This is a genomic window from Cupriavidus taiwanensis LMG 19424 (assembly GCF_000069785.1).
Classification (GTDB): Bacteria; Pseudomonadota; Gammaproteobacteria; order Burkholderiales; family Burkholderiaceae; genus Cupriavidus; species Cupriavidus taiwanensis.
The window spans coordinates 1,097,292-1,112,486 of the sequence record NC_010528.1; the positions used below are offsets into that span (position 1 = coordinate 1,097,292).

Here is a 15,195-nt window from a genome sequence, read left to right on the forward strand (position 1 = left end):
TCCGATCCGCAAACTGAGGGGCGCGCCAGGCATGGGCGCGGCACGATGGCATCAACCGGGCGGCCTGCATCGCAGCGCCGCGCCAGACGGGTTATTGCGCAGGACCGAGCGTCACGCCGCCAGGCGTGCGCGGGCTGCGCGGACAGGCGCGTGTTGCCTGTCGCCCTGCAGGGGGATTGCCATGCAGATCTTCTCGCTGTTCGAGGCGCGCATGCGCGCCTTCGATGCCGACCGCCGCGCGCCGTCGGATTTGATTCCCGGATTCCAGTCACGCTTGCTTGCCGCTGCTGCCGGTCTCGGCTGCACCTGCGACTACATCTTCCTCTGCGCCGGCGAGCGCCAGCCCGAATTTTCAGCGAATTGCCATGAATGGTGGGGATGCCTGCGTGGCGGCGTGCGGCTGAGTTCGCCGGGGCGCGGCAGCCTGCTGGTGGGCGGCGGCGAACTGTTCGCGCCAGCGCCGGGGGTGCCGATGCAGGTGCAGGCGGTGGCCGACACCATCATGGTGCGCGCCGTGCCGCAAGGCCCTGCCGAGGCCGCGCGCGCCGTGGCCATGCCCGCGGGCGCGTGGCATGGCGCGCTGGGCGCGATGGCCCCCGCCGGCGCCGAGGGCGCAACGGCAGCGCAGGCGCCGGCGGACGCGCCGGAGACGGAGGACCGGCCGGCGCAGCAGGCTGTTCGCCCGGAGTTCGTCCAACTGGATGGATCGGCGGATGACTGGGGCCCGCGGCTGCGCGCGCGCGGCTTGCGCTGGGCGCTGTGTTACCAGGGTGCCGTCGCCCTGCACTGGCATGGCGCGTTGGCGCTGGCCGGGGGCGACATGGCCTTGCTGCAGCCCGGATCGCTCTACGCGCCGGACCCGCAGGAGTCATGCCGGCTCGACCTGCTTTCGCCGGGCGCCGGCCTGCTGTGCTGCTTCGGTCCGGGCGATGCCCCGCATGACGGCGTGGCCGCGCGCGGCGGCCGGCGCGCGGATGGCCGCGCCGTGGCGCGCGATGCGCTGGCATCGGCCTGACGGCCCGCGTGGCTGCCGGCCAGCGCACTGCGCAAGCCGCGCAGCGGCCGGCCGGCGTACCGCCCTCAGTGACGCTTGTACTGCGTGGCGCCGAACAGCACTTCGCGCGCCTTGTCGTCCTGCAGCGCCTTGCGCGCGCTGGCCAGCACCTCCACGCCGCGCTTGACCGCGGGACGCTCGGCGATCTCGTTGAACCAGCGCTTCAGGTGAGGGTAGTCGTCCAGCTCCACGCCCTGGTTCTGCCAGCTGCGCAGCCACGGGAAGGTGGCGATGTCGGCGATGGTGTACTGGTCGCCGGCCAGCCATGGATGCTTCGACAACTGCGTGTCGATCACGCCGTACAGGCGCTTCGCTTCATTGGTGTAGCGGTTGACCGCGTACGCGATCTGCTCGGGCGCATAGATGCGGAAGTGATGCGCCTGTCCAAGCATCGGACCCACGCCGCCCATCTGGAACATCAGCCACTGCAGGGTCTCGTACTTGCCGCGCACGTCTTCGGGCAGGAACTTGCCGGTCTTGCCCGCCAGGTAGAGCAGGATGGCGCCCGATTCGAACAGCGAGATCGGCTTGCCGTCGGGTCCGTGCGGGTCGACGATGGCGGGAATCTTGTTGTTGGGGCTGATCTTCAGGAAGTCCTCGCCGAACTGGTCGCCGGCGCCGATGTTGATCGGGTGGACCTTGTACTCCAGTCCGCACTCCTCCAGCATGATGTGGACTTTGTGGCCATTGGGCGTGGCCCAGGTGTAGACGTCGATCATTGCAGGAATCTCCTGGCTGCTGTCATGGGAACGGCCACATCAACCACTGACGTGGCGAACCGCGCGATTTAAGCACAGAAGAAAAAAACGCGCAGGCAAGCTGCGCGTTTTCCACATTGCCGTCAGGGCCAGGCCCCGCCGGCGCGGCCAGGCGCTCAGAAGCCGCGCGCCACCGGCATCTTGATCGTGTCCGGGTTGACGTTCATGTGCTTGGCCAGCTCCAGCTTGGCGATGGCGTTGCGGTGCACCTCGTCCGGGCCGTCGGCCAGGCGCAGCGTGCGCTGGTGCGCCCACCAGCTGGCCAGCGGGAAATCGCTGGAAACGCCGGCGGCGCCATGCACCTGGATGGCCCAGTCGATTACCTTCAGCGCCACGTTGGGAGCCACCACCTTGATCATGGCGATCTCGGCCTTGGCCACCTTGTTGCCGACCGTGTCCATCATGTACGCGGCCTTGAGCGTCAGCAGGCGCGCCATCTCGATCTCGCAACGGGCTTCGGCGATGCGCTCCTGCGTCACACCCTGGGCCGACACCGGCTTGCCAAAGGCCACCCGCGACAGCGCGCGCTTGCACAGCAGTTCCAGCGCGCGCTCGGCCACGCCGATGCTGCGCATGCAGTGGTGGATGCGGCCCGGGCCCAGGCGGCCCTGCGCGATCTCGAAGCCGCGGCCTTCCCCCAGCAGGATGTTCGAGGCCGGCACGCGCACGTTCTTCAGCTCGATCTCCATGTGGCCGTGCGGCGCGTCGTCGTAGCCGAACACCGGCAGGAAGCGCTTGATGGTGATGCCCGGGGTATCGGCCGGCACCACGATCATCGACTGCTGCTCATGGCGGCCGGCCTCGGGATCGGTCTTGCCCATCACGATGTAGACCTTGCAGCGCGGATCGCCGGCGCCCGACGACCACCACTTGGTGCCGTTGATCACGTAGTGGTCGCCATCGCGCTCGATGCGGCACTCGATATTGGTGGCATCCGACGAGGCCACCGCCGGCTCGGTCATCAGGAAGGCCGAGCGGATCTCGCCGGCCAGCAGCGGCTCCAGCCACTGGTCTTTCAGTTCTTCCGACGCATAGCGCTCCAGCGTCTCCATGTTGCCGGTGTCCGGGGCTGCGCAGTTGAACACCTCGGCCGACCAGGGTACCCGCCCCATGATCTCGCACAGCGTGGCGTATTCCAGGTTCGACAGGCCCTGCGGCGCGCGCGGCGAACGCGGCAGGAACAGGTTCCACAGCCCGGCTTCGCGTGCCAGCGGCTTCAGTTCCTCGATCACCCTGGTCGGGATCCAGGCATTGCCGGCGCGGCGGTTGGCATCGATCTCCTCGGCGAAGCGCTTTTCGTTCGGATAGATGTGCTGGTCGAAGAAGGCCAGCAGCTTGGCCTGCATCTCCTTGACCTTCGGGCTGTACTCGAAATCCATGTGGTCTCCTCGCTACGGAATCGGTGGGCGCCGGGTGTCGACAGCGCCGGGTGGCTTCGTCTTCAGGCAATAACTTTGCCGATGGAATGCACTCTATCTGAAAGCTATTAATTAGAAAAATGAATTTTCTGGATTTGCCAGTATCAATTCCCTGCATTCCGTGCCAGAATCCCAGCATGCAGCTCTCCCGCATCGACCTCAACCTCTTCGTCGTGTTCGACGCCATCTACAGCGAAGGCAGCATCACCGCGGCCGCGCGCCAGCTCAACCTGACGCAGCCCGCGGTCAGCCATGCGCTGGGGCGGCTGCGCACGCTGTTCGACGATCCGCTGTTCGAGCGGCGCGGGCAGGGCATGGCGCCCACGCCGCTGGCCCGTTCGCTCGCGGCCGAGGTGCGCAGCGCGCTGCAGTCGTTCGCGCGCACGCTGCAGGACACGCCGCACTTCGATCCCACCAACACCGTGCGCCGCTTCACCATCGGCATGCGCGATGCGCTCGAGTCGACGCTGCTGCCGCCGCTGATGAGCCGCGTCACGGCGATGGCGCCGCAGGTGGAGATTGCCGCGATCCGCTTCGACCGGCGTGAAATGGAATCGGAACTGCTGGCCGGCACGCTCGACGCCGCGCTCGACATCCTGCTGCCGGTCTCGCCGGCCATCCACCATGCACCATTCATGGCCGACCCGATGGTGGTGCTGGCGCGGCGCGACCATCCGCTGGTGAAGAAAGAGCTGACGCTGGAGCGCTACCTGGCGGCCGAGCACGTGCATGTGTCGTCGCGCCGCCGCGGGGCCGGACTGGAAGACCAGGCCCTGCATCGCATGGGCCTGACCCGGCGCGTGCGGCTGCGCTGCCAGCATTACGCCGCGGCGTGCCGAGTGGTCAGCTGCACGGACCTGCTTGCCACGCTGCCGCTGCGCTACGCGCGCATCGCCAATGAGCCCTATGCCAACCGCCTGCTGTCGCTGCCGTTCAAGGTGCCGTCGCTGGAGCTGCATCTGTACTGGCACGCGGGCGGCGAAAACGACGGCGCCAACCGCTGGCTGCGCGAGCAGCTGATGGCGGTGATGGCCTCGCTCGGCAGCGGCATGGCCGACGTGGCCGCTGCGGGCTGACGGGCCTCAACGGACACTGCCGCAGCGGGAATCGCCGCCAGGTGCGGCGCGCGCGGGTCACACGTAAGCAATTGTTCAAGCGCTAGACCCTCGCGGTCCCGGCCCATACCATCGTGCGGTCTTCCTGCCCCCGGCAAAGCCACAGCGGGCCCGTGCTGCACGGTGCCCGTGAATGGTTGTCGCGCCGGCTGTCCGCGATGGCGGATCCCCCGGGCAGACCAATTCGCCGAACTTCACCACGACGACTCAGACCGATGATTGGGAAACGCTTGCCTGCCGATTGCACGTCCATGCCACCGCGCCGCGCGCGGCACACCGCGCTGGCGCTGACCTCGCTATGTACCGCCGTTGCGCTGGCGCTGGCTGCCTGCGGCGGTGGCGATGGCGGCGACGGTGGAACGACTGCCGGTGCCGCGCCTGGCGCAGCGGCCCCGTCCGGTGCGCAACCCAGCGCGCCGGCTGGTGGCCAGAGCGCAGCCACGTCCCCGACTTCCCCAACCTCCCCGAGCGGTTCCGCCACCACGACCACGGCCGGGGCCTGCTATACCGTCAGCGGTCCGGCGCCGGCCGCCGCGCGGGGCAGCGGCGTCTCGCTGCTGCCGGCGCGCGGCAGCGCGGTCAACAACTACCGCGTGCTGGAAGAGCCGCGCACCGCGGGCCTGTGCTATGCCAACTATCGCCGCGTGCAGGTAGGCTTGCCGCCGCTGACGGCGCGCGACCCGCTCAATGCCGCCGCGCAGGCGCATACCGATTACATGCTGGCCAATGCCACGCTGACGCACGACGAAAGCAGCGGCAACCCGGGCTACACCGGCGCCACCGCCTACGAGCGCATCCAGGCGGCCTATCCGACCGATGCCACCGCCGAAGTGGTGGCCGGCGCCAACCGCTGGACCTCGGTGGCCAATGCGCAGCTGTCGATGTCGCCCAAGGACGCACTGGTGTCGGACCTGGTCGACGCGCCGTTCCACCGTGCCGCGCTGCTGGGCAGCTATGGCTCTGCCGGCAGCGGCTTTGCCGAGCGCGTTGGCGCCAACGGCAGCGGCACCTCGGCCAGCTACTACCAGACCGTCGACCTCGCCGACCGGGTCAAGAGCGGCAGCGACAACCAGATGGTGGCCTATCCGTTCGACGGCCAGAACGACGTGCCGGTCAACTGGGTCAACACCGAAAGCCCCAACCCGGCGCCCGGCTATGAAAACCGCACCATGGGCTATCCGGTATCGCTGCAGGCGATCAATACCTCGCCGCAGTTCGATGCCGACAACTTTGTCATCACCGATGCGCAAGGCGGCAACGTCGACTGCATCAAGGTCGACAGCCGTTCCTCGGGCCTGAGCAGCGCGGCGCGCGGCCTGGCCGTGTGCACGCCGGTGGCGCCGCTGGCCAGCCAGCAGCGCTATACCGTGCGGGTCACGGGCCGGCTCGGCGCGCAGCCGGTGGACCTGAGCTGGTCGTTCACCACGCGCTGACCCTCGCGCCGCGGCGCGCTCATTGCGGCGCGCCCCGCGGCAACTCTTCACGCAGGTCGATCCGCACCTGGCCCGGCGCCAGCGCGGGATCGGCCTGTACCGCAACCGGCACGGGCGGGCGCTGTCCCGCCGGCATCGCCTGCCACAGCCGTTGCGCCCATTCCCGGATTTCCACATGCTCGGGCTCGGCTGCCCACAGCCTGAGCGGGTTTGCCGTGCCCAGGCGCGCCGCGATGGCGGCGGGATCGTCCCGGGTCGATACCGTCATGGTGGACGCGGCCGCCGGTGGGCGCGCAGCCATGGCGGGGGCGGGCTTGCGCGCATAAACCGACGGAGCGGCAGGCGCAGGCGCGGACGGTACCGCTTCCGCGATGGCGGCGTCAGCAGGTGCCGGCGGCGCGGCCGCGATCGCAGGCGCGGGCGGCGGAGCTGGGCTTGCCTGTGCCGGCGCCTGGCTGTCCGGCGCGGATTCGCGCCGAGCGCTTCGCGCCGGCTCCGTGCCGGGTGCCGCGCGCTGTGCCGGGCGGGCCGAAGGCGCAGGCGCCTTGGCGGCGGGCGGTGCGGGTTGCGGGGGCGGCGCGGCGGCGGGTTCCGGCCCGGGCGGCGATGGTGCAGTCGCCGCTGCCGGAGATGGCGCGGGCGCGGCCATCTCGGTCGACGCCATCTCGGCTGTCCCCATCGGCGACAGCGCGCCATCGTCGATCTGCCGCAGCACGATGCTGGTGGTCAGCCCGGCCACCGCCGCGACGCTGGCGACCAGTCCGAGCGAACGCCACCACCGGCGGGCGCGCGCCGCATGCGTGGACGGATCCATCGTGCAGGGTGGTGCGGCGTTTCGTGTCGAATCCGCAGCCTGTGCCCGCAGCCACGCCGCCGCATCCGCACCGAGGCGCGCGCCGAGCACGTCCTCCGCCGCCGCGCCGGCGGCGATGCGCGCCAGCACCGCATCGCGCCGCGCCGACTGGGCTGCCTGCAGGCGCGCGGCTTCTTCCAGCACGGCGGCGGCCAGCGCCGGCGGCGCCGCAAACGGCAGGGCCCCGGTCTGTTGGCGCCCGACGTCCTGCTGCGCGGCCCGCGCGGCGGCAAGTACGGAGGCTTCCAGCGCAGCCGGCGGCAGGTAGGGCGGCAGCGCTTGCAACAGTGCCGAAAGCCGGTCCTCACCCGCGATGAAACGTTCGGCCGCGTGCGATGCGGCGTGGCCCGCGCTCATGGCCGCGACTCCGGCACGCCGCCGGCCAGGTCCGCGCGCAGGCGCGCGAACGCATAGCGCAGCCGGCTCTTCACGGTCTCGAACTTCTCGCCCAGCATCGCGGCAATCTCTTCGACGCTCATATTGCTGAAGAAGCGCAGCACCACCACTTCGCGCTGCGCGACCGGCAACTGCAGCAGCGCGCGGTGGACGTGCTGCGCATGCTGTCGCAACTGCAGTTCCGCTTCGGGCGACAGGTCGTCAGCGGGCAGTTCGGGCAGGTGTTCGTCCAGCGCGTCGCGCTGGCGCGCCTCGGCGCCGCGCACCTGGTCGAGCCAGGCATTGCGCGCGATCTGGAACAGGAAGGTGCGGAACGCCGCGCTTGGCTGGTAGTCGCCGCAGCGGGTCATCAGCTTGACCCAGGTCTTCTGCGCGAGGTCCTCGGCTTCGCCGGTATTGCCCTGGCAGAGCCAGGCCAGGTAGTTGTAGAGGCCCGCGTTGTGCCGGCGGAACAGCTCGGTGACGGGCTGCTCGATAATGCCGCCCGCGACCAGCAGCATCAGGTCGTGGTCGGGCAGCGCGCCCAGCGCGTCGGCCGGGGCAGCGCAATTTGCGGAGGGAGCGTAGGCTGGAGCCTGCATGCGCCGGAGTATAGGAGAGCGCAGGGTGGCGCGACAGTCCGCGCCACCCTGCGCCGGCTGCGCGCCGCGGTGCGGCTCAGCGTGCCGCATGCCCGGCCGGTGCGCCGCCTTGAGCGGCGGCCGGCGCCGCGGTGGACAGGCTCTGCGCCAGGTCCACCAGCTTGACGAATTCCCCGCGGTAGCCGAAGCGGTCGGCACCGCGCGCGCCTTGCGCCAGTGCGCGCGCGTCGGCGTAGCGCCAGTCGCCGGTGAACTTGCCGCCGCGCAGCACCTGGCCGAAGCCGGCCACCGCCGCGGCAAAGCGGAAGTCGTCGTCGCCCTGCGCCAGCGGGCGCAGCGCCTGCCGCGCCACGGTGACATCGAGCAACTGGCTGGTACTGGCGGAAGGCAGCTTGTAGCGCAGCCGCACATGCGCCAGTTCGCCATCGCGCCCCGTTGCCGGCGCCGCGCGCTGGTAGCGCAGCGGGTCGACCAGCCCGCGCTGACCCGCCAGCGTCAGCTCGTACAGCGCAGTCACGGTGTGGCCCGCGCCGATATCGCCGGCATCGACCTTGTCGTTGTTGAAGTCCTCGCGTGCCAGCATGCGGTTCTCATAGCCGATCAGCCGGTACTCGGCCACCGTGGCCGGATTGAACTCGACCTGTATCTTCACGTCGCGCGCGATGGTGGCGAGCGTCGAGCTGATCTCGCTGACCAGCACCTTGTTGCCTTCCATCAGGTTGTCGATGTAGGAGTACGCGCCGTCGCCGGCATCGGCCAGCTGCTCCATCAGCTGCTCGTTGTAGTTGCCGGTGCCGAAGCCCAGCGTCGACAGCGAGACCCCGGACTTGCGCTTGTCCTCGACCATGCTCTTGAGCTGGCGGAAGTCGGTCACGCCCACGTTGAAATCGCCGTCGGTGGCCAGCAGCACGCGGTTGATGCCGCCGGCGATATAGCTTTGCTGCGCGGCCTGGTAGGCCAGCGCAATGCCGCTGGCGCCGGCGGTGCTGCCGCCCGCCACCAGCTGGTCGATGGCGGCGACGATGGCGCCCTTGTCGCTGCCCGGCGTGGGCGGCAACGCCACGCGCGTGCCGCTGGCGTAGGTGACCAGCGTGATGCGGTCCTGGGCGCGCAACTGGTTCACCAGCAGCTTCAGCGACGATTTCAGCAGCGGCAGCTTGTCCGGCGTGTTCATCGAGCCCGACACGTCGACCAGGAACACCAGGTTGGCCGCGGGCAGCGCGCCGCTGGCCATGTCCTTGCCCTTGATGCCGATGCGCAGCAGCACATTGGACGGATGCCAGGGCGCCGGCGCCAGCGCGGTGTGCACGGCGAACGGGCGGCCATCGGTGGGCTGGGCATAGTCGTAGGGGAAGTAGTTCAGCAGTTCCTCCACGCGTACCGCATCGGCCGGCGGCACGCGGCCGGCATTGAGCAGGCGCCGCACATTGCTGTAGCTGCCGGTATCGACATCGATGCTGAAGGTGGATACCGGCGCCTGGGCCACCAGCCTGATGCCGTTCTCGTCGATGGTGCCGTAGCGTTCGCGATCTTCCGGCGCCGGCAGCGGGTACGGGTGCGGCAGCGCCAGCGCGGCGTGCGGTTCGATCCGGTGCATTTCCGCCGCCGATCTGGACTGGGCTGCCCGGGCCGCGTGGCCGGGGTCCGGTGGCGGAGCCGGGGCAATCGCCGGGGACACCGGCTGGGACATCGGCTCGGGCAGCGGCCGCGAAGGGCCGCCGCATGCCGCCAGTACAAGCGCCAGGGCGGCGGCGAGGCTGGCAAGAAGGACCGGTGCGCGTGGTTGCATGTTGTTCTCCTGGAAGGCCGCTGGGCAGGGCGCCGGCATGACGGCCTGTCGATGTAACGGGCCATGCGGACCGGCGGGGTTGAGGCGGGCGAAATATTTTTTCGGCCGTCGGTTGTCCGATACGGCTGTGGCGAGCGCCAGACTTCCATCCTCGCGGTATGCCCGGATCGCCACTACAATCGTTGGATCCTTCTGCCGGAGATCTCGCATGGCTATCCCTGACCTCACTTCGATGGCGTGGCGCGGCGCGCTGGCGCTGGCCCTGTCGGCGCTGCTCGGTGCCTGTGGTACCCCGGGCGGAAGCACGGCGACCCCGGACGCCTCCGCTGCGCCGGCAGCAGCGGCTCCGCCCGCGGCGATGCCGCCGGCGCCGGAAGTGGCGTCGGGCTACCGCCCCGGCATGGCTACGGTCTACGCGCAGCGCCATATGGCCGCCGCGGCCAATCCGCTCGCCACCGAGGCCGGACGCGCCATGCTGCGCCAGGGCGGCTCCGCCATCGATGCCGCCATCGCCATGCAGGCGGTGCTGACGCTGGTCGAGCCGCAGGCCACCGGCATCGGCGGGGGCGCCTTCATCATGTACTGGGACGGCAAGAACGTGCAGGCCTTCGACGGCCGCGAGACCGCTCCCGCCGGCGCCACCGAAAACCTGTTCATGCGCCCCGACGGCAAGCCGATGTCGTTCAGCGAGGCCCAGATCGGCGGTCGCTCGGTCGGCACGCCGGGCGTGATGCGCGCGCTGGAGATGGTCCACCGCAAGCACGGCCGCCTGCCATGGGCCAGGCTGTTCCAGCCCGCCATCGACCTGGCGGAGAAGGGCTTTCCGATCTCGCAGCGGCTCTATACGCAGGTCGCGGCCGACAAGTTCCTGGCCAATTCGCCGGAGATGGCCGCCTACTTCCTCGATGCCCAGGGCAAGCCCAAGCCGGCCGGCACGGTGCTGAAGAACCCGAAGCTGGCGCAGACGCTGCGCGACATGGCGCGGCGCGGCGCGGGCGTGCTCTACGGCGGCCCGATCGCGCGCGATATCGTGGCCAAGGTCAACAGTGGCAGCAATGCCGGCTCGCTGTCGATGGCGGACCTGGACAGCTACCGCGCCAAGCAGCGCGTGCCGGTGTGCACCGATTACAAACGCTGGAAGATCTGCGGCATGCCGCCGCCGTCGTCCGGCGGTATCGCCATCGCGCAGATCCTCGGCACGCTGCAGGCGCTGGAAACCAAAAATCCCAAATACGCGCTCGCGGCACTCAAGCCGCAGGCGGTGAACACGCCGGCGCAGCTGGAAGCCCATCCCGACGCCGTCCATGCGATTGCAGAGGCCGACCGCCTGGCTTATGCCGACCGCGGCCTGTACGTCGCCGACGCGGATTTCGTTCCGGTCGACGTCAGCGGCATGGTCAACCCGTCCTACCTCGCCGCGCGCGCCGAGCTGATCGGCGAGCAGAGCATGGGCAAGGCCCAGCCGGGCACGCCGCCCGGCGCCACGCTGGCCTACGCACCGGACCGCTCGCCGCCGCGCATTTCCACCTCGCAGATCGTCGCGGTCGACGACCGCGGCGGCGCCATCTCGATGACTACCACGATCGAGTCGTACTTCGGCTCGCATCTGATGGTGCGAGGTTTCATGCTCAACAACCAGCTCACCGACTTCTCCTTCGTGCCGAGCGAAAACGGCAAGCCGGTGGCCAACCGCGTGCAGCCGGGCAAGCGCCCGCGCTCGTCGATGGCGCCGACGCTGGTGTTCGACCGCGAGAGCGGCCAGCTGGTGGCAACGGTCGGTTCGCCGGGCGGCTCGCAGATCATCGAGTACGTATCCAAGGCCCTGGTCGGCATGCTCGACTGGAACCTGGACCCGCAGGCGGCGATCGGCATGGGCAACTTCGGCAGCCGCAACGGCCCGACCGAAGTGGAGCAAGGCCTGGTGTCGCCGGGGCTGGTGCAGGCACTGCAGGCGCGCGGCCACCAGGTGACGGCGATCGAGATGACCAGCGGCACGCAGGCCATCGTGCGCCGCCAGGGGCCGGATGGGAAGACGGTGTGGGCTGGCGGGGCGGATCCGCGGCGTGAGGGGGTGGCGCTGGGGGATTGAGCGAAGCCGGGGCCTGCGCGACTTCACAACGCCTGGGCGTTCCAGGATGCCGCAGGTCCAGGCGTCGCCGTTTGGCGCCCGGCATCGGCTGCTAAACGTTCATATAGCTCTGGTACTCATACCTCGCGCCAAGAACCCCGGCAATCTCGACAAATGCCGCAGTGATGGCATCAGAGCGTGACGCCGAATAGTCGAACAACAGGTTGAATCCGCTCGACCGCCAGGCCCCGGCGCTCGTTCCCGGCGGCCGGTTCCTGGCAGGAACTTTGAACTCAAGCGTTACCGCGTAGTAGCCGCCGCCCTTGGCGGGGAGGATCTCCGTGAAGCGTATTGTGGAGATCGACCAGCAGGGGAAGCGGAAGCTATCGCCGCCGAAGCGGAAGCCCGACCATGCGCGGTCACGCGAGCGGAACACCACAAGCGAATCGCCAGGATGCGTCGTCGCATCGTGCTGGTCGGCCAGTTCCGTGCTGGAAACCATCGAGGCGTCGGAACCCTCGCCACCCGACTCGACGTCCAGGTATTGCCCGATCGTCACCATCAGGTCGTCATAGAGGCGGCGGGTGCCTTCACGCCGGCCTTCCGCTTCATCCGTCAGGAAAAGTCGCTTGAACCGTGCCTTTTCTCCGCCCTGGAGGGGCACTTCGAGCCGTTGGCGCGGCGTCTCTTTGGCGGGGGCAGTGGCGAGCATGCCGTTGGTGCGGTCCGCCAGCCAGAACAGCAAGACCGTCTGCGCGGCAGGCACTGCGACCAGGGTGGCCAGGCCGGCGAGGGCGCCATAGTCTGACCACACCATAGACGCGGCGATGGCTGCAGGGAGCAAGTAGTAAAGCCAGAACATCCTGCGATTTCGTTGCTTCTGTGGATTCTGGCAATTATGCCGCGCTTTGCCGCGCCGAAAAGAAAACGCCCCTGCAAGCCTTCCGCTTGCAGGGGCGCGGCGATAGGCCGCTCAGCCCTCAGCCCTTCGCCTTCTTCGCATACTCCCACCCCATCTCTGCCATCGGCCGCGCGCGTTTGCCGGCGTCGGTGGCCTGCGCCGACGAGGCGGTGCCGTCGACCACGCGCTTCATGATGCCCTGGAGGATGCCGGCGATGCGGAACATGCTGAAGGCCAGGTAGAAGTTCCAGTCGCCGGTGATGGGGCGGCCGGTGCGCTGCTCGTACAGGCGGCGGTAGCTGGCTTCGTCGGGGATGCCGAGCGCGGCGAAGTCGAGGCCGGCGATGCCGCGGAACTGGCCCGGGGCGATATGCCAGCTCATGCAGTGGTAGCTGAAGTCGGCCATCGGGTGGCCCAGCGTCGACAGCTCCCAGTCCAGCACCGCCAGCACGCGCGGCTCGGTCGGATGGAACATCAGGTTGTCGAGCCGGTAGTCGCCATGCACGATCGAGGTCAGGTCGGCGTCTTCCTGCGGGATATGCTGCGGCAGCCAGTCCATCAGCGCGTCCATGGCCGGGATCGACTCGGTCTCGGACAGCTTGTACTGCTTGGTCCAGCGCTCGATCTGGCGCTGGAAGTAGTTGCCGGGCTTGCCGTAGTCGCCCAGGCCGATGGCGTTGTAGTCGACCGAATGCAGCGCGGCGATGACGCGGTTCATCTCGTCATAGATGGCGCTGCGCTCGGCAGGGCTCATGCCTGGCAGCGACTGGTCCCACAGCACGCGTCCGGCGACGAACTCCATGATGTAGAAGGCGCGCCCGATCACGGATTCGTCCTCGCACAGCGCATACATGCGCGCCACCGGCACATCGGTGCCGGCCAGCGCGGCCATCACGCGGTATTCGCGCTCGATCGCGTGCGCAGACGGCAGCAGCTTGCTCTTGGGGCCGGGCTTGGCGCGCATCACGTAGGTCTGGCCCGGCGTGACCAGCTTGAAGGTCGGATTGGACTGCCCGCCCTTGAACTGCTCCACGGTCAGCGGGCCGGCAAAGCCCTCCACGTGCTGGCGCATCCAGGCCTCCAGCGCGGCGGTGTCGAAGCGCTGCTGGTCGGCCACCGGGCGCGTGCCTTCGAAGTGCGATACGTTGCTCGTCATGCTGTCTCCGTTGGTTTTCTGTTCGGTTGCAATAAGGAATCGGGGCCGGGCGCGTCAGCCGGGCGGCTGGCGTCCGCGCAAATACTGGTGCAGCAGCACTTCCATGGTGGTATGGCGCGAGCCGCTGTGCACGGGCGTGGGGGGCGAGTAGTTGGTCATGCGCACCACCCAGTCGAGCGGGCCGTCGCCCATGTCGAGCACATTGATGCAGCCGGCGGTCTGCAGCAGCGAGCCGAAGAACACGCGCCGCCCGCAGGTGATCGCTTGCGACAGGATGGCGCGGTTGGTGCCGCCATGCAGCACCATCAGCACGGTATCCCAGTCGGGGTCGTCGCGCAGGCGCGCCAGCGCGGGCAGCACGCGGTCGAGGAAGGCACCGATGGTCTCGCCGTTGAGAAAGCGCTTGTCTTCGGGCACCTCGCCTTCGAAGGCGCCGACGAAGGCATCGCGCAGGTTCTCGCTGGCAATCGCGGCCAGGTCGCCGCCGCGGATTTCCTGCAGTTCCGGCCAGACTTCGGGGGCGATGCCGTCCATCTCAGGCAGCTCCGCCAGCACGCGTTGCGCGGTCTCCACGGTACGCGGCAGGCCGCTGACGATGACGCGGTCGAAGCGGACCTGCTCCGCGGCGAAGGCACGGCCGGCCGCGGTGGCCTGCATGCGGCCCGTCTCGTTCAGCGGCACCAGTTCGGGCAGGGCGGTGCGGCGGCCGGCGTCGTCGAAGTAAGACACGGCGCCATGCCGCATCAGGTAGATGCGGCGGCGCGAGGACGGCGGCAATTCCATGCGTGGTCTCCTTGCATTGTGCCGGCATGCCCGTCTGCCGCGGGCTGGCCGTGACGATCCGCGGGGCGAATCCCTTGTCAGGATCGCGGGCGGATCAGCGGTATTGCGGCTTGCGCTTCTCCAGGAAGGCGCTGATGCCTTCGCCGCCGTCGGGGTGGTGCAGCGCGGCGACGAAGCTGTCGCGCTCGGCCAGCAGATGCTCGGCGCGCGACGCGGTGGCGGCGTGGTTGATCAGCGCCTTGATGCGGCCGACCGCGTGCGGCGACTGCCGCGCCAGGCCCGAGGCCAGGCGCAGCGCTTCGTCCAGCGCCTGGCCCGGCCCGGTGACGCGGTTGACCAGCCCGAACTGCGCCAGCCGGGCGGCGTCGACCGGCTTGCCTTCCATCATCAGCTCGCTCGCCAGCGGGCGCGGCAGCGCGCGTGCGATTTCGTACGAGCCGCCGCCGTCGGGGGTCAGGCCCACCGAGACGTAGGCCATCACGAATTTGGCATCGCTGGCCGCCACCACGAAGTCGCACGCCAGCACCACCGAGAAGCCCGCGCCCGCGGCCGCGCCTTCCACCGCCGCGATGATCGGCTTGGGAAAGGCGTGCAGCGACTCGATCCAGCCGTTCAGCAGCGCGATGCTGGCGGCCTGCACTTCCGGCGGCTGGCTGCGGTTGCCCAGCAGCCGGTTCAGGTTGCCGCCGGCGCAGAAGATGCCGTCGGCACCGGTGATGATGACCGCGCGCAGCGAGTCATCCGACGCGGCCTGTTCCAGCGCCTGCTGCGACGCCGCGTAGATGTCCGGGTGCAGCGCGTTGCGCGCCTCGGGGTTCGAGATGGTCAGCACCAGCGTCGAATCGACGCGGCGGGAAAGCAGCTGTGCGGGCATGGGCGGGGGCTCGGTG

At 69.5% G+C, this 15,195-nt stretch carries 13 protein-coding genes; 4 read left to right on the forward strand and 9 right to left on the reverse strand.

All coding sequences use genetic code 11. The features are described 5' to 3' along the window. The first annotated feature begins 181 nt into the window (after positions 1-181). The gene (locus RALTA_RS05115; RefSeq protein WP_041232097.1) at positions 182-1,015 is read left to right on the forward strand and encodes a hypothetical protein; all 834 of its coding nucleotides are present in this window, start codon (positions 182-184) and stop codon (positions 1,013-1,015) included. Positions 1,016-1,080: 65 nt separating this feature from the next. Here RALTA_RS05115 and RALTA_RS05120 read toward each other — a convergent pair whose 3' ends face one another. Both RALTA_RS05120 and RALTA_RS05125 read right to left on the reverse strand, forming a co-directional pair. After that, entirely contained in the window at positions 1,081-1,773 is a 693-nt protein-coding gene (locus RALTA_RS05120) for a glutathione binding-like protein (protein WP_012352369.1), read from the reverse strand. A gap of 155 nt (positions 1,774-1,928) precedes the next feature. Further along, positions 1,929-3,191, reverse strand: coding sequence for an acyl-CoA dehydrogenase family protein (locus tag RALTA_RS05125; protein ID WP_012352370.1), 1,263 nt, complete (start codon positions 3,189-3,191; stop codon positions 1,929-1,931). Between the two features lie 176 nt (positions 3,192-3,367). On the opposite strand from RALTA_RS05125, the gene RALTA_RS05130 reads away from it, so the two are divergent. Together RALTA_RS05130 and RALTA_RS05135 are read left to right on the forward strand one after the other, a co-directional pair. After that, complete coding sequence (locus tag RALTA_RS05130; protein WP_012352371.1) at positions 3,368-4,306, forward strand: LysR family transcriptional regulator; 939 nt, start codon at positions 3,368-3,370, stop codon at positions 4,304-4,306. A 290-nt stretch (positions 4,307-4,596) separates the two neighbouring features. Further along, positions 4,597-5,778, forward strand: coding sequence for a CAP domain-containing protein (locus RALTA_RS05135; RefSeq protein WP_012352372.1), 1,182 nt, complete (start codon positions 4,597-4,599; stop codon positions 5,776-5,778). 19 nt (positions 5,779-5,797) lie between these two features. On the opposite strand, the gene RALTA_RS05140 is transcribed toward RALTA_RS05135, so the two are convergent. The 3 genes from RALTA_RS05140 to RALTA_RS05150 all read right to left on the reverse strand — a co-directional run bounded on the left by RALTA_RS05140 (position 5,798) and on the right by RALTA_RS05150 (position 9,397). Then, entirely contained in the window at positions 5,798-6,988 is a 1,191-nt protein-coding gene (locus RALTA_RS05140) for a hypothetical protein (protein ID WP_012352373.1), read from the reverse strand. Continuing rightward, complete coding sequence (locus RALTA_RS05145) at positions 6,985-7,608, reverse strand: sigma-70 family RNA polymerase sigma factor (RefSeq protein ID WP_050976439.1); 624 nt, start codon at positions 7,606-7,608, stop codon at positions 6,985-6,987. The genes RALTA_RS05140 and RALTA_RS05145 overlap by 4 nt, the downstream gene beginning before the upstream one ends. A gap of 76 nt (positions 7,609-7,684) precedes the next feature. Then, on the reverse strand, positions 7,685-9,397 hold the full coding sequence (locus RALTA_RS05150; RefSeq protein WP_012352375.1) for a vWA domain-containing protein: 1,713 nt from the start codon (positions 9,395-9,397) through the stop codon (positions 7,685-7,687). A gap of 208 nt (positions 9,398-9,605) precedes the next feature. Between RALTA_RS05150 and ggt the strand changes: the two genes are divergently transcribed. Further along, entirely contained in the window at positions 9,606-11,486 is a 1,881-nt protein-coding gene (gene ggt / locus RALTA_RS05155; protein WP_025582364.1) for a gamma-glutamyltransferase, read from the forward strand. 91 nt (positions 11,487-11,577) lie between these two features. On the opposite strand, the gene RALTA_RS05160 is transcribed toward ggt, so the two are convergent. From RALTA_RS05160 to RALTA_RS05175, 4 genes are all read right to left on the reverse strand, one after another. After that, positions 11,578-12,327 carry a hypothetical protein gene (locus RALTA_RS05160; RefSeq protein ID WP_012352377.1) on the reverse strand — a complete coding sequence of 250 codons (750 nt, stop codon included), beginning with the start codon at positions 12,325-12,327 and terminating at the stop codon, positions 11,578-11,580. 118 nt (positions 12,328-12,445) lie between these two features. Continuing rightward, positions 12,446-13,522: a phosphotransferase gene (locus RALTA_RS05165; protein ID WP_012352378.1), complete on the reverse strand. Its 1,077-nt coding sequence runs from the start codon at positions 13,520-13,522 to the stop codon at positions 12,446-12,448. Positions 13,523-13,576: 54 nt separating this feature from the next. Further along, positions 13,577-14,305, reverse strand: coding sequence for a histidine phosphatase family protein (locus RALTA_RS05170; protein ID WP_012352379.1), 729 nt, complete (start codon positions 14,303-14,305; stop codon positions 13,577-13,579). 94 nt (positions 14,306-14,399) lie between these two features. Further along, the gene (locus RALTA_RS05175; protein ID WP_012352380.1) at positions 14,400-15,179 is read right to left on the reverse strand and encodes an oxepin-CoA hydrolase, alternative type; all 780 of its coding nucleotides are present in this window, start codon (positions 15,177-15,179) and stop codon (positions 14,400-14,402) included. Between the last annotated feature and the right edge of the window lie 16 nt (positions 15,180-15,195).